This is a genomic window from Rhodococcus sp. OAS809 (assembly GCF_040546695.1).
In the GTDB taxonomy this organism is placed as follows: Bacteria; Actinomycetota; Actinomycetes; order Mycobacteriales; family Mycobacteriaceae; genus Rhodococcus_F; species Rhodococcus_F qingshengii.
The window spans coordinates 5055769-5078660 of record NZ_JBEPOI010000002.1 but is presented as its reverse complement, the minus strand read 5'-3'; the positions used below and the strand labels follow the sequence as shown (position 1 = coordinate 5078660).

The 22892-nt window shown below is 61.5% G+C and carries 22 protein-coding genes and 1 pseudogene; 7 read left to right on the top strand and 16 right to left on the bottom strand.

Features of this window, described 5'->3' with window-relative positions; all coding sequences use genetic code 11:
* Nucleotides 1-5: 5 nt before the first annotated feature.
* The 5 genes from ABIE52_RS26755 to ABIE52_RS26735 all read right to left on the bottom strand — a co-directional run bounded on the left by ABIE52_RS26755 (nt 6) and on the right by ABIE52_RS26735 (nt 4949).
* Nucleotides 6-746 carry an ABC transporter permease gene (locus ABIE52_RS26755; RefSeq protein ID WP_030536962.1) on the bottom strand — a complete coding sequence of 247 codons (741 nt, stop codon included), beginning with the start codon at nt 744-746 and terminating at the stop codon, nt 6-8.
* Entirely contained in the window at nt 743-1393 is a 651-nt protein-coding gene (locus ABIE52_RS26750; RefSeq protein WP_003940005.1) for an ABC transporter permease, read from the bottom strand. The genes ABIE52_RS26755 and ABIE52_RS26750 overlap by 4 nt, the downstream gene beginning before the upstream one ends.
* Nucleotides 1390-2505, bottom strand: a complete 1116-nt coding sequence (locus ABIE52_RS26745; protein ID WP_003940114.1) for an ABC transporter ATP-binding protein — start codon at nt 2503-2505, stop codon at nt 1390-1392. The genes ABIE52_RS26750 and ABIE52_RS26745 overlap by 4 nt, the downstream gene beginning before the upstream one ends.
* 99 nt (nt 2506-2604) lie before the next feature.
* A complete protein-coding gene (locus ABIE52_RS26740) occupies nt 2605-4077 on the bottom strand; it encodes an aromatic amino acid ammonia-lyase (protein WP_064443715.1) in 1473 nt (490 codons plus the stop codon).
* 197 nt (nt 4078-4274) lie between these two features.
* Nucleotides 4275-4949 carry a TetR/AcrR family transcriptional regulator gene (locus tag ABIE52_RS26735; protein ID WP_058037649.1) on the bottom strand — a complete coding sequence of 225 codons (675 nt, stop codon included), beginning with the start codon at nt 4947-4949 and terminating at the stop codon, nt 4275-4277.
* Between the two features lie 110 nt (nt 4950-5059).
* On the opposite strand from ABIE52_RS26735, the gene ABIE52_RS26730 reads away from it, so the two are divergent.
* The gene (locus ABIE52_RS26730; protein ID WP_058037648.1) at nt 5060-5434 is read left to right on the top strand and encodes a nitroreductase family deazaflavin-dependent oxidoreductase; all 375 of its coding nucleotides are present in this window, start codon (nt 5060-5062) and stop codon (nt 5432-5434) included.
* A gap of 9 nt (nt 5435-5443) precedes the next feature.
* Here ABIE52_RS26730 and ABIE52_RS26725 read toward each other — a convergent pair whose 3' ends face one another.
* The 4 genes from ABIE52_RS26725 to ABIE52_RS26710 form a co-directional block, all read right to left on the bottom strand.
* Nucleotides 5444-5995, bottom strand: coding sequence for a TetR/AcrR family transcriptional regulator (locus tag ABIE52_RS26725; RefSeq protein ID WP_021331952.1), 552 nt, complete (start codon nt 5993-5995; stop codon nt 5444-5446).
* A gap of 27 nt (nt 5996-6022) precedes the next feature.
* On the bottom strand, nt 6023-6709 hold the full coding sequence (locus ABIE52_RS26720; protein ID WP_064443714.1) for an ABC transporter ATP-binding protein: 687 nt from the start codon (nt 6707-6709) through the stop codon (nt 6023-6025).
* Complete coding sequence (locus ABIE52_RS26715; protein ID WP_030536958.1) at nt 6706-7836, bottom strand: ABC transporter permease; 1131 nt, start codon at nt 7834-7836, stop codon at nt 6706-6708. The genes ABIE52_RS26720 and ABIE52_RS26715 overlap by 4 nt, the downstream gene beginning before the upstream one ends.
* A gap of 142 nt (nt 7837-7978) precedes the next feature.
* Nucleotides 7979-8929 carry a TauD/TfdA dioxygenase family protein gene (locus ABIE52_RS26710; RefSeq protein WP_054187475.1) on the bottom strand — a complete coding sequence of 317 codons (951 nt, stop codon included), beginning with the start codon at nt 8927-8929 and terminating at the stop codon, nt 7979-7981.
* A 175-nt stretch (nt 8930-9104) separates the two neighbouring features.
* On the opposite strand from ABIE52_RS26710, the gene ABIE52_RS26705 reads away from it, so the two are divergent.
* Together ABIE52_RS26705 and ABIE52_RS26700 are read left to right on the top strand one after the other, a co-directional pair.
* A complete protein-coding gene (locus tag ABIE52_RS26705) occupies nt 9105-9872 on the top strand; it encodes a MerR family transcriptional regulator (protein WP_003940101.1) in 768 nt (255 codons plus the stop codon).
* Between the two features lie 78 nt (nt 9873-9950).
* Nucleotides 9951-11507, top strand: coding sequence for an alpha/beta fold hydrolase (locus tag ABIE52_RS26700; RefSeq protein ID WP_192712206.1), 1557 nt, complete (start codon nt 9951-9953; stop codon nt 11505-11507).
* A 2-nt stretch (nt 11508-11509) separates the two neighbouring features.
* Here the strand turns inward: ABIE52_RS26700 and ABIE52_RS26695 are convergent.
* The 3 genes and pseudogenes from ABIE52_RS26695 to ABIE52_RS26685 form a co-directional block, all read right to left on the bottom strand.
* Nucleotides 11510-13031 (bottom strand): annotated as a pseudogene (locus tag ABIE52_RS26695) (AMP-binding protein).
* Nucleotides 13032-13104: 73 nt separating this feature from the next.
* Entirely contained in the window at nt 13105-14226 is a 1122-nt protein-coding gene (locus tag ABIE52_RS26690; protein ID WP_064443712.1) for a DUF5938 domain-containing protein, read from the bottom strand.
* Between the two features lie 55 nt (nt 14227-14281).
* On the bottom strand, nt 14282-15085 hold the full coding sequence (locus ABIE52_RS26685; RefSeq protein WP_007732778.1) for an SDR family NAD(P)-dependent oxidoreductase: 804 nt from the start codon (nt 15083-15085) through the stop codon (nt 14282-14284).
* A gap of 343 nt (nt 15086-15428) precedes the next feature.
* On the opposite strand from ABIE52_RS26685, the gene ABIE52_RS26680 reads away from it, so the two are divergent.
* Nucleotides 15429-16031, top strand: coding sequence for a TetR/AcrR family transcriptional regulator (locus ABIE52_RS26680; RefSeq protein ID WP_030536953.1), 603 nt, complete (start codon nt 15429-15431; stop codon nt 16029-16031).
* Here ABIE52_RS26680 and ABIE52_RS26675 read toward each other — a convergent pair whose 3' ends face one another.
* Nucleotides 16032-16625, bottom strand: a complete 594-nt coding sequence (locus ABIE52_RS26675) for a TetR/AcrR family transcriptional regulator (RefSeq protein ID WP_003940428.1) — start codon at nt 16623-16625, stop codon at nt 16032-16034.
* Between the two features lie 117 nt (nt 16626-16742).
* Between ABIE52_RS26675 and ABIE52_RS26670 the strand changes: the two genes are divergently transcribed.
* From ABIE52_RS26670 to ABIE52_RS26660, 3 genes are all read left to right on the top strand, one after another.
* Nucleotides 16743-17504, top strand: a complete 762-nt coding sequence (locus ABIE52_RS26670) for an enoyl-CoA hydratase-related protein (protein WP_064443711.1) — start codon at nt 16743-16745, stop codon at nt 17502-17504.
* A gap of 241 nt (nt 17505-17745) precedes the next feature.
* Nucleotides 17746-18261: an OsmC family protein gene (locus ABIE52_RS26665; protein ID WP_007732784.1), complete on the top strand. Its 516-nt coding sequence runs from the start codon at nt 17746-17748 to the stop codon at nt 18259-18261.
* 37 nt (nt 18262-18298) lie between these two features.
* Nucleotides 18299-19612, top strand: a complete 1314-nt coding sequence (locus ABIE52_RS26660; protein ID WP_019745377.1) for a bifunctional o-acetylhomoserine/o-acetylserine sulfhydrylase — start codon at nt 18299-18301, stop codon at nt 19610-19612.
* A 64-nt stretch (nt 19613-19676) separates the two neighbouring features.
* Here the strand turns inward: ABIE52_RS26660 and bphC are convergent, their stop codons facing one another.
* From bphC to ABIE52_RS26645, 3 genes are all read right to left on the bottom strand, one after another.
* Entirely contained in the window at nt 19677-20597 is a 921-nt protein-coding gene (gene bphC, locus ABIE52_RS26655; RefSeq protein WP_042924009.1) for a biphenyl-2,3-diol 1,2-dioxygenase, read from the bottom strand.
* A gap of 35 nt (nt 20598-20632) precedes the next feature.
* Nucleotides 20633-21811, bottom strand: a complete 1179-nt coding sequence (locus ABIE52_RS26650) for an acyl-CoA dehydrogenase family protein (protein WP_003940250.1) — start codon at nt 21809-21811, stop codon at nt 20633-20635.
* A 171-nt stretch (nt 21812-21982) separates the two neighbouring features.
* Complete coding sequence (locus ABIE52_RS26645; RefSeq protein ID WP_192712205.1) at nt 21983-22852, bottom strand: alpha/beta fold hydrolase; 870 nt, start codon at nt 22850-22852, stop codon at nt 21983-21985.
* Between the last annotated feature and the right edge of the window lie 40 nt (nt 22853-22892).

The following is a 22892-nucleotide window of genomic DNA, read 5'->3' as shown; positions in this document are numbered from 1 at the left end:
CGTCCTCAGATCGGTGCGGGCTCAGGCACAGCGGTGCGCTGTGAGGGGGCGGCGGTCTTCTCGGTCTTCTTCTTCCGATCGCGCCTGGTCAGGCCAGGCGAAACGACCCGCGCAGTCAGTGCTCCGATTCCGAGATCGAAAACCAGGGCAATCAGCGATACCAGTACGGCTCCGGCCGCCATCTGGCCGTAATCGCTCTGAGCTTTTCCGTCGATCAACAACCGGCCGAGTCCGCCCAAAGAAATGTAAGCGGCGACAGTCGCAGTGGAGACGATCTGAAGCACGGCACTTCTGATGCCGGACAACATGAGTGGTAGGGCACATGGAATCTCGACCTCGGTCAAGATCCGCATCGACCGAAATCCCATCCCCCGCGCGGCGTCGACTGCAGCCTGATCGACCGCTCGAACTCCGGCGTACGTGTTGGTGAGAATGGGAGGGATCGCGAGAAGCACCAGGACGATGAGGCTGGGGATCAGATACGCGAGTTTGTTCGGGAATGACGGCGCGATGATGAGAACCAGTAGGATCAGCAGACCGATGGTCGGCAGCGCTCGTAGCGAGTTGGCCAGTCCAGCAACAACAACGGAGCCACGGCCCGTATGTCCGATGTAGAGACCGAGCGGGATCGCGATAACCGCAGCCACCGCCAGCGCGGCGAATGTGTACATCAAATGCTGAACGAGAAGGGTGGGGATGCCGTCCGGCCCGGTCCAGTGGGATCCGTCGAGAAGGAAGCTGATCATGATGTAGTCACTTTCGGGGTCCACGGCGTCAACAGCCGATTCGCCAACATGATGAGGAGATCAAGGATCAACGCCAGCACCAGACACAGAGCGATACCCGCGATGATGGGCGTGTAGAAACGCAACTGAAATCCCTGGGTGAACAAGGAACCTATCTGCGGAATACCCAGGAGTGCGCCGAGTGAGACAAGACTGACGTTCGAGACGACTGCGACGCGCAAACCTGCACAGATCACCGGAACTCCTACTGGCAACTGTACTTTCAACAGCGTCTGATACGGCCGGTAACCCATCGCCGTCGCTGCCAGAACCGTCTCCGGCGGAACCGAATCGAGCGCGTCGGCCACTACCCGCACGAGCAGAGCAACGGTGTACACGGTGAGCGCCACGATGATGTTCATCGGATCCAGAATCTTGGTACCCAGAATTGGAGGCAGGAGCACGAAGAGCGCGAGCGAAGGGATCGTGTAGAGCAATCCGGCCGTCCCCACCACGTAGGGATGCAACCGACGACTGCGATAGGCGACCCAGCCGATCGGCAACGCGACCACCAAGCCGATCACCAAGGGAATCAACGACAGCAGAACATGCCATCCCACCAAGTCCATGATCCGGTCGGACTGACGTCCGAGCCATTCGAAGTTCATCGGAGCGCCCTCCCCGCGTCAGCCAGATCGGCAGCCTCGATGGCTTCCACTGCAGCATGCGCAGTGACGGTTCCCACCAGGCGTCCGGCGTCGTCCACGACAACGCCCCGCTTGCTCGGCGCTGACAGCGCCGCATCCAGCAGAGCGCGCATCGTCCCGGTGGAATCAGCAAGTGTTCCACTGAGATTCAAGTCATCCGGGCGGATACAATCCGTGAGCGCGTCCGGCCTCACCCATCCGAGCGGCTTGTTCGCGGGATCCACTACCAACAGCCACGTATCGCCGGTGAGTGCGCGGGCCGCCGCAGCGGAATCGCCCAGATGCGCAACGGGTTCTGACACCGTCGGTAGGTCGCCGTCCAATGTCGTGAACCCCAACGATCGGTACCCACGGTCACGTCCGACGAAGTCGGCAACAAATTCGTCGGCAGGTTGAGTCAGCAATTCGAGGGGCGTCGCCGCCTGCGCAAGAATGCCGCCGGTACGCAGAACCACCACTTGATCCCCGAGTTTCAGCGCTTCGTCGATGTCGTGGGTGACGATGATGATCGTTTTTCCGATTTCCTTCTGCAGACGGAGAAACTCGTCTTGCAGCTGGCCGCGAACAACCGGATCAACGGCGCTGAACGGTTCGTCCATCAGCATGAATGACGGATCCGCAGCCAATGCTCGCGCAACACCGACTCGTTGCTGCTGCCCTCCGGAGAGCTGCCACGGATAGCGGTCGGCGAAGTTGGTCGTCAGACCAACCGTTTCGAGCAATTCCATAGCGCGAGTGCGAGATTCCTTTTTACTCGCACCGAGCAATCGAGGCATGGTCGCTATGTTGTCGACGATGGTGCGATGGGGAAAGAGACCCGCGTGCTGGATCACGTACCCGATGCGTCGACGCAGAAGGGCCGGATCCATTCCCGCCGTGGACTCGCCGTCGAGCGAAATCGTGCCTGACGTCGGTTCGATCAGCCTGTTGATCATGCGGAGTGAGGTCGTCTTGCCGCAGCCGGAAGGACCCACCAACGCGGTGATCTTTCCCGTCGGGCACTCCAGATCGAGAGCATCGACGGCAATGGTTCCGTCTGGATACGCCTTGGTGACCTTGTCGAATTTGATCATCTACGAACTACTTTCGTGTCGACCTGAGTCCGGACGCACCCAGGAGAAATGGTCGAGTTCCGTTCGAGCACACACCTACTTGTGATTCGGTCCACCTGCTTACTGGTCGAGCGGTTGAGAAAGAAAGTTCACGGCGGCACTCAGATCTGCACTGAGTGGCCGGTCTTCGGTCCTCGTGTCCAGCACCAAACGCGCACGCGCGAGGTACGCGCCGAGCTCGGTCGCCGGATCCAGCTCACGCTGTTGTTGCGAGAGTGCGCGAACTGCCGAGATCAGTTCACACGCCAGCACCAATCGAGATTGGGCAAGAATGTCCGCCAATTGAGTTGCAGCTTGGGATGCGAAACTTGCGTGATCCTCGGTGCCGCGCGAAATTACCGTGTGGCCCAACGACCCCGGTGCCGCCGACGAGCGGATCTCGGCAATGGCAGCAGAAGTCGTGTATTCGAGAAGCATGGTTCCGCTGCTGCCGTCGGGACCGTCTGCAAGGAACGCACGAAGGCCGGTGACTGCGGGGTCGGAGAGGTTGGCGAGCCGACATTGCGAGAGCAGGGCAGCACTGGCGACCGCCAACTTCGCCTCGTCGACTGCAAGGGCTATTGGCATTGCGTGGAAATTTCCGTTGTGGAACACCATGTCGTCTTCGACCGACACCAGCGGATTCTCCGAAGACGAATTCATCTCGATACTCAGCGTGTTCTGCAGTCGATGCACCGCTTGCCAGGTGGCACCCAAGATTTGCGGTAGGGCGCGAAACCCGAACGAGTCCTGAACTCTCACGGGTGTGATGTCGTGTGGTGCCAGCAGATCGCGAACCCGCTCTGCGACTTCCGCTTGACCGAAGTGCATTCTTGCCGACTGTACTTGTGCAGCAAACGGTTCGATCGAACTACGCGACGCAAGCACGGAAAGAACACTGACAACCAAGCAGTGCTGAAGCCACCCCGCGACTTCGATACTGGTGTCGCCGGCGATCGCCACCGTCATCGCGTTGGTGGAGATGAACGGAAGTGCATCACCGTGGTGCGGAGTCCAACCGATTCCGGTGCGTCCGTCGCGAAGCGGGCTCTCACCGATCAGCCCCATGGCGATTTCGGAGAACGCACTCAGGTCACCCGTTCCGATCGCACCGCGTGCGTGCACTGTCGGCAGGTTCTGCGAAGCAACAGCAGCAACCAGACCGTCGATGATGTCGGGATGCATACCTGAGCCGCCGTTGAGGATCTGGTTGGTGCGGATGACGATCGCGGCGCGCACCACCCGGTCGGGGAGCCTGGGGCCCGATCCCGTTGCGTGACTTCTCAGAAGCCTCAGATCCTGCTGCACACCGTCGGAGACGGATGTTTCGCGATTCCCGCCCACCCCGGTAGTGCGCCCGTACACCGCTTGACGGGAGGAAACCCGAACCGCGGTCTCCCATGACCGCCGTGTGAGCTCGAGAGCCGCGTCGGCAGGTCGAATCACGGCCGGCTCTCGCGCGATTTCGTTCACCCGGTGAACCGACAACCCTTTCCCGTCGAGCAGGACATTGTCGTCTTCCGTCCGGTCTTCTCCAGGAAGACGTTCAGTCATCAGAACTCCATCGATCGAAGGACTCGGCCACCGCGGTCGGCGTGCATCACATCATCTACGTAATGTGCCTTGGGTCACTTTTGATGAATGTATAGTCCTGTATATACAGCCACCTGTCAATAGGACACTGCAGCTCATCCGCGTGCACACACCTTGCGTTACCCCAGTACGAGTGAGCAACTGGGCACGAATCGTTGCTATTCGAGGACCGGTGCCGCCGATGCGCGACGCGCCTCGAGCGCATCGAGGATGAGATCGAGACCGTAGGCGAACTCACTCGTGTGGTCGTAAGCCGGACTCAGACCGTGATCGACGATCATCTCGTGAAGGAAGGGCAACTCTTCAGCCGGAAGGCGCTCGAGGATGTCACTCGCAACTTCTTCGACGTCGACGGGCCCGCTGATCGGCAGATTCGCCTCCTGGAGAACATATCCGCCGATGTAGCTGTCGATCAGCGAGGCTCCGTGGGCGGCCATCGGGAGTGTGAACCCGGCCTTCCGGAGCACTCCGAGCACAGCGTCGAGATGACGCAGGGTCGCCGAGCCAGGGCTGCGTCGCGAATCCAGCAGACCGAGAGCCCAACGGTGCTGCGACAGGACTGTGCGAGCGGAAAAGGCGCGTCCACGGATTGCATCTCGCCAATCCGCACACTCACTGTCGGGCAGGTCGATCGCCTCGAAGACCGCATCGACGAGGCCGTCGAGGATCGCATCTTTGTTGGGCACGTGGTGGTAGAGCGACATCGCCTCGATGCCCAGCTCCTGGGCCACCCGTCGCATCGTGACGGCTTCGACACCACCCGCGTCGGCAACGCGGATCGCACCCTCGATTACGCGAGTCCTGTTCAGCGACTGTCGCGGTTGCCGTGACACACAGACTCCCCTCGGCGGAACGAATACGTTGACAACCTTACATACGTAAGTCACCCTTACAGGTGTAAGCCCGCCTTACGCTCGTAAGGCGATCGAGAGAGGAGATCACAATGCCGATGCCGAGATGGTGGGGACATGTCAACAAACGAGTGTTCAACCCGCGTGCAATTTCGAGCGGTAAATGGCCGGTACTGACTCACGTCGGACGCACATCCGGCACGACCTACCGGACGCCCCTCGACGCCTATCCGGTCGAGGGTGGCTACGTCTTCATTCTGGTGTACGGATCGGGCTCGGACTGGGTGCAGAACGTCTTGAGAGCGGGAAGCGCTCGACTGTCGGTCGACGAGACGGAGGTGAGCCTCGGCACCCCACGCCTCGTCGCGAAAGACGAAGCATTTCAAGCACTTTCCTCAGACGTGTCCCAACCCCCGAGGCTGCTCCGCATCACCGAGTACCTTCGGATGGATCTGATTACGGCCTGAGGGTGCCCGTCACGCGAGGACCTCACGCACGGCGGACCTGACTTCGTCCATGCTGCAACCGGATTCGATCAGTTCAGTACCCGTATGCACCAGCGAGTTGATCAACTTGGCGGTGAGCTTCGGGTCCGACACGCCACGGAGGCGAAGGGCCTCGACCAGCGGAAGCACAAGACTGTCGTGCATTTCCATGATCCGCGAATCTCGAAACGTTTGCGGGGTCAGCGTCGCCAGCGCTCCGACTATCGCATGCTCCCCGTCGGCAACCAGCTGGAGGTTTGCCTCGACGTACGCCCATACCGGATCGTCTGCGCCTGCCATCGCCTCGACGATCTTGTCGTTCCAGCGCGGGAACATGTCTTCGACGACGGCACTGAGGAGATCTTCTCGGGACCGGAAGTAGTGGTAGGCACTCGACCTGGCGAGCCCGGCCTTCGCTGCCACCTCACCGAGCCCCGGCGGCCGGTCCGGGGTCTCGGACAGAAGAGCGTGTGCAGCGTCGAGGAGGGCACGGCGCTGAGCAGCACGATGCTCGACCACAGTGGGGGCATCGATCCTCGGCACCGAATCTCCTCCAGCCCCCTTGCGGGCTTACTCGCTCTGACGCAATCGACCGTCAACCATTTCGAGGATGCGGTCGCAGTGCCCGAGCACGTCGTGATCGTGGGTCACCATGATCGTAGCGACGCCTGCCTCGTGAGTTTCGCGCGAGAGCAGTTCGACCACCTCATGGCTGCGTTTGCGGTCGAGAGCAGCCGTCGGCTCGTCGACGAGCAGTAGCGAGGGATTGCTCATCAATGCCCGAGCGATACCGACGCGCTGGCGTTCACCGCCGGAGAGTTGACCGGGTCGACGATCTGCACGGTGACTCATACCGACCGAGTCGAGCAACTCCTCGGGATCGCGACCCGGCCGCCCCGTGAGCTTGGGAATCAGCCGAAGCTGATCGCGCGCCGTCAGCGCTGGAATCAGGTTGCCGGACTGAAAGACGAAGCCGACCTTGTCTCGTCGAAGTTTGGCGAGAGCACGGGCCGGCATCGCCGACACGTCCACGCCGTCGATGACAATCGTTCCACTCGACGGCCGACCGAGTCCGCCGGCCACAGCGAGCAAGCTCGACTTTCCAGCGCCTGACGGTCCGACGATCGCGACAAGTTCGCCGCACGAGACCCCCAGGTTCACGTTGTCGAGGGCGAGCACGGTGGAGTCACCGTCACCGAATCGAAGACTGACAGCGGTCAATACCAATCCGGTTGTGGTCTTTTCGACTGTGGTCATCGGTTTTCTCCCAATGCGGTGAGCGGGTTGACACGGGTAACACGGACGATGGCAACGGCTGCGCCGACCAGCCCGAGTACCGCCAAGAGCACTGCGCCGTTGACGACTGGGCCGGACTCGAGGGCGAACGGCATCCCCCCGCCTTCGAGCCCCGAACCGAGCCCCAAGCCCAGCAACACACCGAGGCCGATGGAACCAAGCAGCACTACCAGTGCCTGCGCCATGCCGTCACGAAGCAGGAAGCCGGTAGAGGCTCCCATCGCGCGCAACACTGCGAGTTCACGACCGCGCTGAACCGTCCAGATACTGAAGAATGCACCGACCACCAGGGCCGAAATCGCGTACAGAAACGCCTTGATCATCGACATAGTCATCATTTCCGCGGAGAACCCTGGTGAGGAGTCGAAAGATTCCTCGAGCGTCTTTGCGGACGTTCCCGCCGCCGCATCGCCCGACACGAGATCCGGTAACGCGCCACCAATGCCCCGAATCGCAACAACACTTGCTTCGGAATAGGCACTGGCATTGGCGGTTTCGCCGATCTTGGCACCGGCGTGAACCTCCTGCCAAGTACGCAGGGGCAGGTAGGCGACGTCGACGTGACCGAAAGTGCGCTTGTCTTCGGTGAATCCGACAACTGTCAGCTCCGTACCGAGTCGATCGAGTATCACGGTGTCACCGATCGCAACACCGTCGTCACGGAAGGTAGAGCTGACGATGATGTCCGTGTCGGCTTGCAGCCCCCTCCCGTCGGCGGAGACGGGCTCGAGGAAGGAGCCAGGTTCGATGCCGAAGAGCGTGAGATCGACAGGCGTGCCACTGCGAGTTTTTGCATTGACGATCATGTTGCCGAAGAGCTCGGCGTCTTGGACATCGGGTTGCATACGCCATGCCTGCGCCTGCTCCTCGGTGACGACCGAGCGCGAAAACGCTGAGTCGGCTTTGGTGTCCGGCGCGAAGGCAAACGCCTGAATCGGCGTCCGCTGCAAAGCGGAGACACCGTCGTTTACCAGGCCGGACGAGAGGCCGGACAGAATCACCATCAGGATCGAGATGAGGGCAACCACGGCACCCATCAAGAGGAATCGATTTCGCGCAAACCACAGTTCACGCAGGGCGAGGAACATTCGGGAAGCTCCAAAGTCGTCGGTGCGAGTCACGCCGACTTTTATCGACGCCTTGTCGAAATCATATCGACATGGCGTCGAAAAACTATGTGAGGTGCGTTACTACTATCCGTAGTAGACACTCGAGGGACTGAGCGCCGCATCATCCCCCGACGCCCACCGGTCGATCCCCGACAATCGAGATTCGATCCATCACACGACGAGCCGGGAAGTAGTCACTGGCCGCGTAGTGCTGGCAGGTCCGATTGTCCCAGAAGGCAACAGTATTCGGCTCCCACTTCAAACGGACCTGAAATTCCGGACGATTGACGTGGCGATACAGCATCGTGAGAAGTTCGTTCGATTCTTCTTCTGACACACCCAAGATCCGTTGCGTGAAGGTCATGTTGACGAACAACACCCGCCTGCCACTTTCCGGAATGATCCGAACCACCGGATGCTGCACAGCGGGGAACTTCGGACGCAACATCTCGACCGCATCCACCGGCATCGACCTGCCGAACGAGTTGATCCAATCGTGTTCTGCAACAAGCGGGTCGATACGCTTCTTGATGTCTTCAGGAAGCAGATCGTAGGCAGCTGCAGTATCGGCCCACAAAGTGTCACCACCCACCTCCGGCACCTCCACCGCACGAAGAACTGCTGCGAACGAAGGAAACTCGTGCCACGTAACGTCGTTGTGCCAGTTGTTCTCGACTCCGCCGACCATCGCATCCTTCGCCAGTGTCGTGACATCGACGTCCGTCTGCCCGGGCTGCGTGTACTTGAAGAACGGATGCTGTTCGAGATCGCCCCAACGCTCGGCAAAAGCTCGATGTTCCGCTCGGTCGAGGTCCTGATCGCGGAAGAAGAGGACTTTCCATTCGAGGAGAGCTCGGCGGAGTTCCGCAATCACGGCATCAGACAGACCCCCGCCGAGTCGAATACCGGAGATTTCCGCTCCGATCGTCGGCGCGACCGCCTTGACCGCAAAGTGTTCGTACGGTGCCGGAACTACCGACTCGGGATTCCGGCGAGCAACGAGTGGACCGTACGCAGCAAGCGGGTCGGTGGGGATCGGAAAGATTGTTGCCGCAGGAAAAAGGGTAGCCATCAGGGCACTTCCTCGAAATCGACGATGTCGTAAAGGACAAAGGTCAGATTAAGTCCGCCTCCTTAAAGTGTCAACGGTCACGTTCTCCGGCGCGAATCTTGACCCTGACGCCGCGTCAAGGTTGGAGAATGGTTTTCACAGACGGAATCCGATTCGATCACGGGAGGGCAGGGCGATGATGACCATCGGCGAGCTGGCCAAATTGGCCGGCACCACCGTCAGATCCGTGCGCTACTACCACTCGAACGGCCTTCTCGAAGAACCACAACGCCAACCCAACGGCTACCGCATGTACCGGGCGGTGGACCTGGCACGACTGAGTCGCATCCGCCGCCTGCGCGATCTGGGGATTCCTGTCGCCAAGATCGCCGAACTACTCGACGGCGACGCTCACGACACTCGGTCCGCACTCGATGCCCTCGACAAGGAATTGGCGACGAAAGCCGAACAGATCGCTGTTCAGCGTGCGCACATCGAGTCGCTACGCCGCAATGCCGATCCTGAACTACCCGACGCGTTTTCGGAAGTGCTCGCACAGTACGTCGTTGCCGGTGCGCCGACAGCGTGGATCGACAACGAGCGTGAACTTCTGATCCTCGCACTCACGGTCTCCGGGGGCGATCCCGAGGTCTGCGATTCACTCCTGTCCGCCCATCGCCGGGTATTGGCCGAGCCGAACCGCGAGCAGGCCATCGAATTGATAACTCGCATGTATGCCCTCGCCGACGCACCGGCTGACGCGGACACGATTGCGGCCCTTGCCATTCAGTTCTGCGACTTCACCGAGAGCGTGCTACCCGAACAGGCTGCACCGGAGGACGCTTCCCCCACCCGGCTGGTAGCGGTACTGCGCGAACACCAAGCGGATCGACGAACCGTCACCCAGGAAAGATTCGCGAAGGCTGTGGCCGCGGAGTTCGCCGCCCGTCAATCCCGCCTCTGAAAAACCCTGATCAACCCCCACATTCGAAGTGGGGTGACCAACACTGCCCGAAAATGGGCTCAACGCAAGGACACGACAATGACTGGATTCACCATGCCCAGATCACGCATGCCTCGACCACGAAGGTGGCTGGCTACCACAATCGCCGCTGCCGCGCTCGCCGTACCTGCATTGGCGGCGTGCTCGGATCCTGCTACTCCGCAGGAAGATCCACAATCGAATCTCAGCGCGTTCTACGAACAGGATCTCGAGTGGGGGCCATGCGCCACAGATACCGGAACGTCGACCGCAAGTGAATGCGCCATGGTCACAGTACCTTTGGACTATTCCGTCCCTGACGGCAAAACGATCGAAGTGGCGATCTCGCGGGTCGCGTCCACCGACCCCGCACAGCGACGCGGGATCCTGCTCACCAACCCTGGTGGCCCGGGTGGCCGAGGACTGGGATTGCCCGAGATTCTGAATGCGGGCATGACACCGGAAGTCGCAGCGGCATACGACGTCATCGGCATGGACACCCGAGGACTCGGCAAGAGCACACCGATCGACTGCGGCGTCGAACAGATGACATGGATGCGGTCGCCGGGCACCACGGACGAGGGATGGAACGAGAGTGTTGCGCTCGCACGCGAGGCCGCTGACACATGCTGGGACAAGTACCCGGACTATCTGCCGCACATCAATACTCAAAACATCGCCCGAGACCTCGACGTGATTCGTGGCGCCCTCGACCAGGAGAAGGCGTCGTACTTCGGGTGGTCGTACGGTACATACCTCGGTGCAACCTATGCTCAAATGTTCCCGGACAGGATCGACCGTGTGGTTCTCGACAGTGCACCGGATCCGAAGAAATACGGATACGAGATGTTCCAGGACATGGGCCCGGCCAACGAGAAAGCGATCGACGGATTCTCGCAGTGGGTAGCAGAACACAACTCCACCTATGCACTCGGATCGACGCCCGCCGAAGTTCGCGCCCTCATCGAGAAGCTGATCTCGGACGCGGCCACCACTCCGATACAGATCGGTGATCATGCCGTCGACAATCACGTCCTTCCATTCCTGATGTACGTCAACGGAACCGGCGACACCGAGAAGGAGAGCGAGGCATTCGCACAGGTATTGGTTCAGTTGCGCGATCTCGCCGCAGGCAAGACCGTCGAGAACATCCATCCCCAGCTGACGGGATTGATGCAGGCATGGTTCCAGACCGAACTGGGAACCGGTCCTGACTATGCCGGGACAATCGCCATCGTCTGCGGAGATGTGTCGATGCCGAGCGATCCCCAGTGGTACCGCAACAAGTTGGAGGAGCACCGTGATGATCAGCCGATCTTTGCCGGCACACACAACACGATCATGCCGTGCGCGTTCTGGCGCAGTGAGGCCCCTACGCGGATCGACATCGACAACAACGTTCCGGCCTTGCAGATCCAGGCAACCGGTGACACCCGCACGACGTACGACGAAGGCCTCGGCATGCATGAGGCGATGAAAGGCTCACGGCTCGTGACAGTTCCAGGCCGCACTCATGCGGTGTTCCCGGGCTACGCGAATACTTGCGCGAACGCCGCCGTCAACTCGTACCTGCTCGACGGCTCACTGCCGGCCGAAGACGTGGTGTGCGAGTCGTGACCTCAGCCCGTCAGCTCGCTCTTGATCTCGTTCTTGAGAACTTTGCCGACCTTGGAGCGAGGTAGATCGTCCCAGACGATCACTTGCTTCGGAGTCTTCACACTTCCGATGCGAGCCTTCACGAAAGCCATCACCTCGGCGCCGTCGATGTCGGCGCCGAGGTGCGGTTGCACCACTGCCACAACGCGGTTCGCCCCACTTGTCATCCGGCAACCCGATCACTCCGCAGTCCTGAATCCCCGGATACGCCATGAGCGCCTGCTCCACCTCGACCGAATAGACGTTGAAACCGCCGGTGATGATCATGTCCTTCGCACGGTCGACGATGAACAGGAAATTGTCGTCGTCCAGGTACCCGATATCGCCGGTGTGATGCCAGCCGTGGGCTGACGCTTCCGCGGTTGCGTCGGGGTTCTTGTAATAACCCGCCATCACCAACGAACTGCGGATCACCACCTCACCACGCTCGCCACGTCCGAGCAGCGCGCCTTTGTCGTCCATGATCCCCACGGTCACCAGCGGCGACGGTCGACCCGCCGACGAAAGTCGTGACGTTGCGACAGTGCCGTCCGAGCCGAAGTGCTCCTTCGGTGACATCGTCGAAATCATCATGGGGGCTTCACTCTGCCCGAACAGCTGAGCCATGACCGGGCCGATCTTGTCGATCGCCTCCGCGAGTCTGGTCGGGGAGATCGGCGCCGCTCCGTACCAGAAGCATTGCAGCGAGCTGAGATCCGTGGCCGACAGGGCCTCGTGCTCGAGCAGCATGTAGATGAGCGTCGGCGGCAGGAAGGTGTGAGTCACCTTGTGCTTCTGAACGTTCGCGAGGAAGTACCCGAGGTCGGGCTTCGGCATGATCACTACTTCGCCGCCGAGGGCCATGATCGGGAAGCACAGAACACCGGCGGCGTGAGTCAGCGGTGCCAACGCCAGATACACCGGGCGCCCCTCGAACGGATAACTCATCAAGGTGATTGCGGTCATCGTCTCGATGTTGTGCCCGGTCAACATCACTCCCTTGGGCCGTCCAGTTGTACCACCGGTGCCGACCAGCATGGTGACGTCGTCGGGCGCAGCGACGTCGAGTTCTTCTTCCCCGAGCCAGCTTTCGAGAGATTGTGCCGATTCCGATTCGCCGTCGATGCAGACGAGCGTCACCAAATGGGGAAGCGCATCCTTGATCTGGTCGACTAGCGGCGCATAGGACTTTTGGAAGAACAGAGCGCGACAATCGAACAAATCCAACAGGTCTCGGTTTTCCGCAGCTTCGTTGCGAGGGTTGATCGGGCACCAGACGCCGCCGGCCCGGCTTATTCCGAATACGCACGAGAACGAGATCGGATCATTGCCGGACAGAATCGCGACCTTTTCGCCCGGCGCGATGCCCGAAGCCGCGAGCGAAGCTGCGAAGCGTCGGCTGAACTGTTGCACCTCGCCGTAGGAGAGAGTGCGCTCCCCCATCGTCAAACACGGTGCGGTGGAACCAAGAGAGGCTCCCTTGTCGAGATAGTCGGTCAAACGCATGGGGAGCCTCCAGGGCGGGGCTCCCGGCGCGCTACACGCCGGGAGCCGTGAACATGATGACGAGGGCGACGAGTTAGGCGTTGATGGTTACTTCCGGCTCCAGAGCCAGCCCGAAACTACGTAGCGCGCCGAGCAGTTCGCGATGGCCGAACGCCTGGCAAGCCGAGGCAAGCCCGGTCCGCTTCGGCGCCTGCTGGAGCAGAGAATGCGCTGCATAGGCGTGCAGGAGGCCCGTCTGCTTGTAGTTACAGTTTCCGTGGATCACGACGTGCGAGCGACCCAGCGGGCCCGACGCGTAGACGGAGTCGAGTGAGGTGTTGATGCGCGGATTCTCACGAGGGGGCATACCGGCCTGAACCGATCCGGCGATCTCGGCCAAGGCGGCTTCCTGCTCGTCGGCGGGCAGGGTCTTGATCTGCTCCTCCACGATCTTCTGCGTCGCGACAACGCCTTCCATCACGGTGCGGTCGAACACTCCGCCCGCAGCCTTGACGTTGGAAACTCGCGGATCGTTCTTGAACCACACCGGGTGGCATGTTCCGCCCCACGGCAATGCAAGCGCAGTTTCGTGCTGGCCCGGAACGACGACGTCGAAAGTCTGGCCGGGCGCCCACTGCACGTACTTGTTCTGCTCGAGGTAGTACCAGTTCGCCTTGAGGATGGTGAAGATCGTCTGAGTGGACGCGTAGGTGGGAAATCCCTTCCACAGCACGAGGATGTCGAGCGTATCGAGGCCCGGCGTTTCCAGTGCGATATTGGCCGCGATCTCACCGGTGGTGTACATCTGCGCGATACCGGGAGAGAGGAGCAGGCCCTTCTCCTGATACTTGTCGCTGAACTTCTCCTGGACGTCGAGTACCCAGTCCTGCTCACCGGTGGTATCCATGTAGTGGCAACCGGCATTCAGCGCGGCCTCGACGACGGTCCCGCCAAGCTTGATGAACGGCCCGACCATGTTGCTGACAACCTGTGCACCGGTGAACAATTCGGTGAGAGCCTCGACCGTGTGCTCGACCTCGACGACTTCGTGATCGACGGTGTCCAAACCAGGGATCTTGTCGAGGACCTCTTGGATGCGACCGGCGTCGCGGCCGGCTGCGATGAACGGGATGTTGAACTCGCGCAGGTATTCACACACCAGACGGCCGGTGTACCCGGAGACGCCGTAAACGATGACGGGCTTCTTTTCGGACATGTTCGTGGAACCTTTCGAAGACGTGAGAAGGGTGTACGTACGAATGAAGGGCGAGTTACATGCCCATGCCACCGTCGACCGGTAGGCCGATTCCGGTGATGAATCGCGCGGCGTCGGAGGACAAGAACACAACGGCGTCAGCCATGTCGTTCACTTCACCGAGGCGGCCGAGCGGGGTGAGGCCGATGACGTCTCCGACTGCTGCTTCGGCGCTGGGCCAGAGACCGAGCTTCTCCATGTCCGCCGCGAGTCCGAGACCCATCTCCGTGGCGACAAGACCCGGGTAGATGCAGTTGACGCGGACTCCGTAGCCGAGCTTGCCCGACTCGGCGGCGGCAACTCTGGTGAAGCGATCGACCGCGGACTTGGTCGCGGAGTATCCACTGATCCCGGGAAACGGAATGGTTGCGGCCACTGAAGAGATGTTGATGACGGAACCGCCGGTTCCGGCTACGCCACCCGGACGCATGCTGCGCAGTCCGTGTTTGGTTCCGAGCGCTGTTCCGAGGATGTTGACCTCACACATACGGCGGATGTCATTCGGATCGAGGTCGACCACCAGCGAGGAAATCTCGATGCCTGCGTTGTTGACGAGGATGTCGAAGCCGCCGAGGGTCTCCGCGGTGGCGGCGACTGCCTCTTCCCAGTTGGCATCGTCGGTGACGTCCAGCTTTACGAAGCCGGTTTTGACTCCGCCCGAACCAACAGCCTCTGCGGTGGCACGACCCTCGTCTTCGAGAACGTCGCCGATCATCACTGACGCCCCCGCCTTCGCCAACGCCTCAGCCATTCCGGCTCCGAGCCCCTTGGCACCACCTGTGACCAGTGCTTTTCGTCCCTCGAGATCAAACACGCTCATTTTCGACTGCCTCCATGACTGAAACGACTCTCGCGATGCCACCGTTCACAGCGACGCTGCCAAGTGGTGTGAGTCACAGAGTATTCAACTTTGGACGAGTGTCAAGAAAAATCTTGACGACTGTCAAGATTTTGTTACACGCTCGTCAAAGACCAGGGGTTACACTGATTCGGACGCGGTGATCGTGCCGCTGTGGAAACCGCAGGGAACAGGACGTGCCATCGTGACCACGACAGTCGAGAAGCCTAGTGAGGCAGGGAAAAAGGCTGCACCTAGCTCACCGGGCCAGCAGTCCGACTCCGCGAAGCGGTCCGACTCCGCCAAGCGGTCCAACGCAGACAAGGTGTCGCGTCGCCAGGTCGACAAATTCTCCGAGCGACGTGATCAACTCGCCGAGGCCGCACTGCAAACCCTGGCCGAATTGGGCTACGCACGCACGAGCCTGCGCGAAATCGCCCAGAATTCGGAGTTCTCCCACGGCGTCCTGCACTACTACTTCAGCGACAAGGTCGATCTCATCACCCACTGCGTGCGCCACTACAAGGCACGCTGCGTCACCCGCTACGACGGCATCGTCGCCACCGCGAAGACACCGGAGGAACTGAAAACCGGTTTCGGTGCACTGCTCGCCGAGACCATGATCGAAGAACCCACGATGCACCGCCTCTGGTACGACCTGCGCGCGCAGTCGATGTTCGAGGAGTCGTTCCGAGCCGACGTCGCCGCGATCGACGAGAGTCTCGAAAACATGATCTGGCGCATTGTTTCTCGCTACGCCGAGCTTCTCGACGTAGAGGCATCGGTCACCTCGGCGGCGATGTACGCAATCTTCGACGGCCTGTTCCAGCAGAGCCTGCTGCGCCATCTGTCCGGCGATCAGACTGCCGCAAACTATCTTTCGGTGAGCGTCCAGCAGATGCTGCCTCTGGTAGTGCCCACTCCCTGATCAGCGAGCAGCGATGCCTTCCGCGACGTACCTGGCTCCGCGATCGAATTCTCCGACCACGTCGTAATCGGCGTCTTGCCGCCAGAAGCGGACCAACGCTCCGTACGTGCCACCGATCATCTGTGCAAGAAACAGCGGCGGGTAGTCCGATCTCACTTCGCCGGCTTCGATACCGGCAGTGACGATCCGCAGAAGTTCCACGTGGAACCGATGATCGTGGGCCGCCCCCGCTCCGGAGGAGGCGAAGTCGCGCTCGAGTTCTGCAGTCACCATGCGCAGATAGCGCGGGTGCATGATCGCTTGCTGCGCAAAGTCCTGAAAAATCCGGGAGATCCGATCAGAAGTCGGCATCGGCGATTCCATGAGCTGATCCACCAGTGCCGCAAGCTGATCGAGATGATCACTGTGCAACGCCTCGAGAACCGAGTCCTTGCCCTGGAAGTAATTGAAGAAGGTGGCTCGCGACACCTCGGCTCGCTCGGCGATGTCGTCGACGGTCGTGCTGGCGAAACCCTGCGCCGAGAACAGAATTCGAGCAGCCGAGAGCAACCTGTCGTTGGTGTCGCGCTTGTTCTGTTCTCGTTTGGAAATCACGTCGACCTGCCCTTCTCCGCCTCAGAACACAGTCTTCGCCACAGTCCGGAATGTGTCCAATGTCCGTCCCGTCAGGTGACGCACCTCCGCCTCCGATAGGTGGACTACAGTCCAATTATGTCGACTGTTTCCACCGAACGCCATGACCGCGTTCTCATCGTCAGGATCGAACGCGAAGAACGCCGTAACGCGATCAACCGTGAGACTGCCGAGGGAATCGAAGCCGCGCTGAATATTCTCGACGACGACCCTGATCTGTGGGTCGGCATCATCACCGGAACCCCCAACATCTTTTGCGCCGGAACCGATATCCGAGAGCGGGCCGACCTCCGCATGCCTCGCGGCGGAGAGTACGGCGTCATCCGGCGCCGGCGGAACAAGCCCCTGATCGCTGCAGTCGAGGGCTACGCGCTTGGTGGCGGTTTCGAAATCGCACTGGCCTGCGATCTGATCGTCGCTTCCGCCACAGCGCAATTCGGCCTTCCCGAAACCAAACGCGGTCTGGTTGCGACGTCCGGAGCACTCTTTCGGGCGCCTCGCGCGCTTCCGATCAACGTCGCCCGCGAACTCTTGATCACCGGCCGCACACTCGATCCCGAACGGGCAAAGGACCTCGGCGTCGTCAATGCAGTCACTGCCCCTGGTAAGGCACTCGACGAGGCACTGGTGATGGCAGCGGAGATCTGCGAGTCCTCCCCCACCTCCGTGAGTCTGAGTCTGAAGGCCATCGAGGCTCTCTACGCCGACGCCGACGCCGACGGATGGAAGGTCACCGACGACGCCAAGGACGCAGTGTTGCGCTCTCCGGACATCGCCGAAGGACTCGACGCTTTCGCCAATCGTCGGACACCCCGGTGGAGCGGACTGCCGCCCGCATGACAGACCACAATCCGAGACAGATTTCCTATACGTCTGGTCGGAAAGGGTATGAACCGGTTACAGTCTCTCCTGTGACGGGAATCGGCGCATACGAGACGGGCACGCTGCTGACGCGGCGGCGCCATGTCGACTTTGCGCATGTCTGTACATCCGGGTGTCCGATCTACTGATCGGACCTACGACGTGAGCGCCGCTCACGTCGATACTCGTATGTACACCCAGATCAGGGGACATTTCTGTCATGACCACCGCCTCCATCTCACACCTGAGTTCCGTCGTAGCAGCCAACGCCGACGCCATCGACAAAGACGCCAGCAAAGCGCACGTCGTATTCAAGGCTTCCGCCCAGGCGCACGACGCCGTTGCCAGCACCATTTCTCTCGGTAAGTACAGCGTCGAGGTCGACGAGCCGCCGGCCCTCGGCGGCGAGAACACCGCAGCCAATCCTGTCGAGTACTACCTTGCTTCCCTGCTCTCCTGCCAGGTGGTCACCTACCGCGTCTGGGCGGACAAACTCGGTATCGCTCTCGACGACATCTCGGCCAGAGCCGAAGGTGACCTCGACGTTCGTGGATTCTTCGGCTTCGACGACGCCGTCCGTCCGGGATTCTCCGAGGTCCGCGTGGTCGTCACCCTGACCGGCCCCGAAACCCGCGAGCGCTACCTGGAACTGCAGGAAACGGTCGACGCCCACTGCCCCGTACTCGATCTCACCCGCAATCCCGTCCCAGTGCATACAGTCGTCGAAACCGCCTGACCCGCACCAACCCACCTTCACCACGGAGTATGAATTCATGAGCGAGAACACCCCCGTCGATACCGATCCGACCGCCGATTGGTCGTTCGAAACCAAGCAGGTCCACGCCGGACAGGGCCCGGACAGCGCTACCAACGCTCGGGCGCTTCCGATCTACCAGACCACCAGCTACGTCTTCGACAACACCGACCATGCGGCGGCGCTCTTCGGCCTCGCCGAGCCGGGCAACATCTACACCCGCATCATGAACCCGACGCAGGACGCCGTCGAGCAGCGCATCGCCGCCCTCGAAGGCGGAGTCGCGGCTCTGCTGGTTGCGTCCGGTCAGGCCGCCGAATCCTTCGCGATCCTCAACCTCGCCGAGGCCGGGGACCACATCGTCTCAAGCCCTCGCCTGTACGGCGGCACGTACAACCTCTTCCACTACACGCTGCCCAAGCTCGGTATCACCGTCGACTTCGTCGAGGACCCGGACAACCTCGATCACTGGCGTGAGGCAATCCGTCCGAACACCAAGGCGTTCTACGGCGAAACCATCTCCAACCCCAAGAACGACGTGTTCGACATCCCCGGCATCAGCGCAGTCGCCCATGAGCACGGCATCCCGCTCATCGTGGACAACACGGTCGCAACTCCGTACCTCATTCAGCCGCTGAAGCACGGCGCCGACATCGTCGTCCACTCCGCCACCAAATACCTTGGCGGACACGGCACCGCGATCGCCGGCGTCATCGTCGACGGTGGCACCTTCGACTGGACCCAGGGACGCCACACCAACTTCACGACCCCCGACCCCAGCTACCACGGCGTCACCTTCGCCGATCTCGGCGCACCCGCCTACGCCCTCAAGGCACGCGTTCAGCTTCTGCGCGACCTCGGCTCGGCCATCGCACCGTTCAACGCCTTCCTCATCTCGCAGGGTATCGAGACACTGAGCCTGCGCATCGAGCGCCACGTGTCCAACGCCCAGAAGGTCGCGAAATTCCTCGAGGGCCGCGCCGAAGTCACGTCGGTCGCATACGCCGGACTGGAATCCTCGCCCTGGCACGAGCGCGGAAAGCAGCTGGCTCCCAAGGGAACCGGCGCCATCGTCGCGTTCGAGCTCGCCGGTGGAGTCGACGCAGGCAAGAAGTTCGTCAACGCACTGACGTTGCACAGCCACGTCGCCAACATCGGTGACGTTCGCTCACTCGTCATCCACCCCGCGTCGACGACGCACTCGCAGCTCACCCCCGAGGAGCAGCTCGCTTCGGGCGTCACCCCGGGGCTCGTCCGCCTTGCGGTCGGCATCGAAGGGATCGACGACATTCTCGCCGACCTCGAAACCGGTTTGGCCGCAGCAGCTTCCTGATCTATCGCACGAAAAAGCTCGGCCCCGATATGCATTGGGACCGAGCTTTTTCGTTGCGTAAGAGCTAGCTCTTGGGAGTGAACGCGGCCAGCGGTTCACTCTCGGACCAGTCATGGCCCCAGTAGCTGTCGGCCGTGATTTCCTCAGCGGTGTAGAAGGCTTCGTCAACAAGCATGCCTTCGCAACCGAACTCCAGATCCCATCCACCCGGTGCGCGCACGTAGAACGACACCATCTTGTCGTTCGTGTGGCGACCCAACGTCGAGGAGATCGAGAAGCCGAGCTTGGCAACACGATCGAGAGCCTGACCGACGGCGTCGAGAGTCTCGGCTTCCATCATCAGGTGCACGAGACCGGGCTCGTCAACCGGCGGCGCCGGGCACAACGCCAGGCTGTGGTGGCGCTGGTTGACACCCATGAAGCGAACGCGGCGAGCCGGCGGCGGCGCATCGATACCGCCGAGACGGATGGAACCGCGTGGGAGGAATCCGAGCACCTCGGTGTAGAAGGTGTATGCCTCGTCGAAACGCGTAACCGGAAGCACCACATGGCCGAGGCCCTGATCGCCGGTGACGAAACGGCCGCCGTGCGGGGTGACCAACGGGCTGTGGTCGAGTACCGGCCCGAAGAAGACCTCGACTCGGTTGCCGTTGGGATCGCCGAATGCGATGACCTGCTCGGCATCGCGGTAGCTGGCGTCGACCTCGGAAAGAACCTCGACCTCGACTCCGGCCTTCTCCACTGCTTCACGAACACGCTGGAGCGCGAACTGATCTCGCACTTCCCAGCCCACTGCGAGAGCCTTGTCCGTCTCACCGGGCAGGACGATCAGTCGCGCACGACGCTCGTCCAGGCGCAAGTAGAGGCCGTCGGCTTCCGGGCCACTACCGACCGCGAGGCCGAGTCCGTCGACCACGAGCTCGCGCCAGCGAGCCACGTCCTGCGTTTGGATCCTGAGATACCCCAGGCCCCGAATTTCAGTCATGCCTAACCGTCCTTGCTTCGAAAGTATTTGTGGGACTAGATCATCGAGCGGTGGATACCCTGCGGTTCGCCACCGAGCTGCGAGAGCGTCGACGCATGGAAAATGGAGCCAGGTACGTGGATCGCATGTGCCAAACCGGCATGAGCGTCACGCCAGAACCGCTGCATCGGCGTGTTCAACTGCAAAGCCCCACCACCGGAACGAGCAAAGATCTCGTCCACCGCACGCACCGCCCGCCACGCAGCAGCAGTCTGCGTACGGCGACCGATCGCACGAAGCTCGAACGAAACTTCCTGCCCCTTCTCCGTCATGTCCCAAAAACGATCCACCGTCTCCAAGATCGCAGCCCGAGAAGCAGCGATCTCGGCCGCCGCCTCACCGATCGCGAACAGCACGTACGGATCTTCCTTGATCGGAACACCACTGACCGTCACACGCTCACGCTGCGCCGCCATGTTGCACGCCAACGCACCTTCGGCGATACCGATCAACGACGAGGTGATCCCCAACGGGAAAATGCACGAGAACGGGAACTTGTACAACGTCTCCGTACGGCCCGCTTCCTTCCACGCCGTCCCGTCGTACACCTTTCCGGCGTCGATCGTGCGGTAGGTGGGCAGGAACGCGTCCTTGACGATCAGGTCCTTCGACCCGGTTCCGCGCAGGCCCACGACATTCCAGCTGTCCTGGTCGATGTCGTAATCCGAACGCGGCAACAGCACGTGCAGGTGCTTCGGCGGCATCAACGGCTTACCGGACTCGTCACCGACCATCGCGCCGATCATGATCCAGTCACAGTGATCGGTGCCGGACGAGAACGACCAACGACCGTTGAGGATGTACCCACCCTCGACCGGCCTCGCCACACCCATCGGCGCATACGGCGACGCCATCCACGTATCGGGATCGGTTCCCCACACCTCTTCCTGAGCCTTGCGGTCGAAGAACGCAAGCTCCCACGGATGCACACCGACGATGCCGCTGACCCAGCCCGTGGCACCGTCCATCGCACCGATAGCCATTGCCGTCTCGGCGAATTCACGCGGATGCGCCTCGAGGCCACCGAACTCCTTCGGCTGGAACATCCGGATGACGCCGGAGTCGCGCAAACGCTTCGCGCTGCCGTCCGTCAAGCGCATCAGCTTGTCGCCCTCGACCCCGTCGGCGCGGATCTCGTCGGCGAACTGTGAGATGTTGTCCAGAACCTGACCCATGATTTTTCCGGCTTTCTGGTTTCGCTACCCGGCGAGTGCCTGGGCAGAATGAAAATCTGTTGGTGAAACGGTGGCAGGTAGCCCACCGAAGTGCAGAAACGCTTCCCGGTGAGTGGGAGCACCCCTGTGCGCCTTTTTGGTAGTGGGGGCTACCAAAAAGGCGCACGGGCCTTACTTGCCTTCTGGACGCGTCAGAAATGCCAGAACGGACGCGACCCAGGCGTCGCGAGCTTCGATCATCGTCCAGTGTCCGCAGTTGGGGAAGATGTGAACTTCGCCGTTGGGGATGTCGCGCATCGGCAGAATCGCCATGTCCACGGGGCTGACGCGGTCATCGCGTCCCCAGGTCAACAGCGTCGGCGCCTTGATCTTGTTCAGCTGTGCCCAGTACGGCACGGCGGTCGACGCAGCGGCAGCCGCGCCCATGGCGGCCATGGCCTTGCTGCTGTACATACGACGGGCGATCTCGAGCGTCGTCGGCTCGGTGGCCAGGGCCCAACGCTCTTCGATGAGCTGCTCGGTGACGACGGCGCGGTCGAAGACCATCGAATGCAACCAGCGGACCAGAGCTTCGCGGGTGGGGTTGTCGGTGAACTCCATGAGGAGTTTGATGCCTTCACCGGGCCCCGGCGAGAAGGTGTTCTTTCCCATGCCGCCGATGGTGACGAGCTTGCTCACCCGGTGCGGCTCGTCGATCGCGACCTTGGTGGCGACGATGCCGCCCATGGAGTTACCGATCATGCGGACCGGGCCGAGGCCGAGGCCGTCGAGGAACATCCCGACCGACGCCTGCGCCATCATCATCGGATGGTCGGGGCCGGGATCGCTGACGCCGAATCCGGGGAACTCGAGAACGTAGCAGTGGAAGTGCTTCGCGAAGTCCGCGAGAACGCCGCGGTAGTTTCGCCAACCGGTGACGCCGGGGCCCGATCCGTGCAGCAGCAGGAGCGGCGGGCCGTCGCCGGCTTCGTGGTACCGGAGCACACCGAGATCGGTCTGCAGTTCCTTCAGAGTTCCCTCGTAGCTCAGTTCAGTCGTCATGGTCCGAACGGTGCCATCAGTACCGCTGAGCTGCTATGAC